Below are 1303 nucleotides of genomic sequence, written 5' to 3'. Positions count from 1 at the left end.
GAGCCCATCCCAGATTCTGTGTAACTGCCATTTAGATTAAATGCCTGCTTATACGATCATCAAACATAATCATAAAGCGATTCAGAGCAGACGTCCAGTTACGGATGGGCATCGACCACTTTTTGGATGCCTGCTGGGTGGCTAAGTACACCACTTTAAATGCTGCCTGATCAGAGGGGAACACCTTACGCTTATTCACCGCTGTTCGAATCACGCTGTTCAATGACTCAATAGCATTGGTGGTATAGATGGCTTTTCTGATGTCTTTAGGGTAATTAAAGAACACCGTTAAGCCCTCCCAGTTATTGCGCCAAGACTTGACCACGTGCGGGTAATCTTTGCCCCAAGTCTCATCAAAGTGCTCAAGATTGGCCTCTGCCATCTCAAGCGTATCAGCGCCGTAGATGGCTTTTAAATCAGCCGCTACGGCCTTTTTATCCGTCCATGGCACGAACTTCATGGAATAGCGCACCATATGCACGATACACAGCTGAACCTGTGCCTTTGGATAGACGGTGTTAATGGCATCAGGGAAGCCCTTTAGACCGTCAACACAAGCGATTAAGATGTCTTGTACGCCACGGTTTTGAAGCTCGGTAAGAACACCCAGCCAGAACTTAGCGCCTTCATTCTCTGATAACCACATACCAAGCAGCTCTTTTTTACCGTTAAGAGCAACACCTAGCGCTAAGTAAATGGCTTTGTTGATGATCTGCTTGTCTTGACGTACTTTGACGACAATGCAGTCTAGATAGACGATAGGATAAACACTGCTCAGCGGCCGGTTCTGCCATGCGGTGATGTCCTCTAATATGTTATCGGTGACTCTAGAAACCAAGCTGCTCGAGATGTCGACGTCATAGAGCTCTTTAATGCTCTCTACAATCTCGGTGGTGGTTTGACCCTTGGCGTAAAGGAATATGATCTTGTCATCGAGACCTGAGATACGGGTTTGATGCTTACTAACGAGTACAGGCTCAAAGCTGCTATCACGGTCTCTTGGGGTAGAGATTTTAAGATCGCCTGTATCACTGCGGACGGTCTTTTTAGTGTGCCCGTTACGCTTATTAGGTTTATCCGCCTTTTCATGCTTGGGGTAGCCGAGATGGTCTTCCATTTCAGCCTCTAAGGCAGTATCGATAAAGGATTGCATGAGCTGCTTTTGGAAGTCTTTGATGTCATCAAAGCTTTTCATGCTACCAGCCATTTGCTCGGCCAATTTTTTAATGTCAGATTGAGTAGTCATTGCTTATTCTCCTGTTAGTGGATTATAAGCAGTTACACAGTTTTTAGGAAACTCCCA

1 protein-coding gene is annotated in these 1303 nt (G+C 45.8%); it reads right to left on the bottom strand.

What is annotated here, in order from left to right; genetic code table 11:
* Window positions 1–31: 31 nt before the first annotated feature.
* Window positions 32–1246, bottom strand: coding sequence for an IS256 family transposase (locus JMX63_RS14360; RefSeq protein WP_201573189.1), 1215 nt, complete (start codon window positions 1244–1246; stop codon window positions 32–34).
* Between the last annotated feature and the right edge of the window lie 57 nt (window positions 1247–1303).

The organism is Psychrobacter nivimaris (assembly GCF_904846365.1).
GTDB lineage: Bacteria > Pseudomonadota > Gammaproteobacteria > Pseudomonadales > Moraxellaceae > Psychrobacter > Psychrobacter nivimaris_B.
The sequence above is the reverse complement of the archived record's forward strand: the minus strand, read 5'-3'. Positions and strand labels throughout refer to the sequence as shown.